The sequence below is a fragment of the Oleiphilus sp. HI0128 genome (assembly GCF_001635365.1).
This window is the reverse complement of the sequence record NZ_LWGG01000668.1, coordinates 1-776: the sequence shown is the minus strand read 5'-3', so window position 1 is coordinate 776 and position 776 is coordinate 1. Positions and strand designations below refer to the sequence as shown.

General features: G+C 42.3%; 1 protein-coding gene. It reads right to left on the bottom strand.

What is annotated here, in order from left to right; translation table 11 throughout:
* Nucleotides 1-573 precede the first annotated feature (573 nt).
* The coding region (locus A3763_RS29520) for a hypothetical protein (RefSeq protein ID WP_231872139.1) at nt 574-776 on the bottom strand (203 nt) is incomplete at its 5' end.

Below are 776 nucleotides of genomic sequence, written 5' to 3'. Positions count from 1 at the left end.
CGACCGTATAAATACCAACAGAGCCACAAACTACTGACAAAATAAAGTTTTCGTTGTGGCGGAGTAATGTCCAGCTCCAGTTTTCTAATTCGACCTTTTCCATGACCACCTAGAGAACATAACGCTTTTATAAACGGCGCACGGCTCTATCGTGCGTCCAACGCAGGCCACGTCTCTTTGTGGCCGGAGTGATGTTTGATGAACTGGTTAGATGTTTTAGAACACCCAACTAAACCAAACACCACGTTAAAACCTAAGTGCTTGCCTTGAGACAAAAACACCATAGATGGCGACTTTACCGGACTTCCTAGGAACACACCACCGACGAAGCCTCTACAAATAAAAATGTGCCTGAGAAGCTTGAACAGCAGAGCGGAACAGTTGGAAACCGTACCACCTACCCTAAAAATTTAAACGGAAAGATGCCAGATTAGAAACGTGCATTCCTTGCCGAATATTGAGCCTTAACCTTTAAGGCAAAAAAAACATTTAACGCCTGTAGCTGCGGCCGAGCGAAGCGAAGTCCAGCCATAGCGTCTTTTTGCTGGGGCGAGACAGGCTACACTTGTTAGATTAAAACAGCCCCATTTTCTCGTTAATTGAGCGGCCATCGTTATTTCTATCTGCGATATAAAGAGAAAACAATAACAATAATATTGCCACAAAACCAAGACCGTAAAGTAATAATACAGCTATAGACACCCTTGCAATGTAAGCCGATGTTTTTGTTTTTATATACCTATAAAGAATACCGATTATTGCCACAGATATTAAAA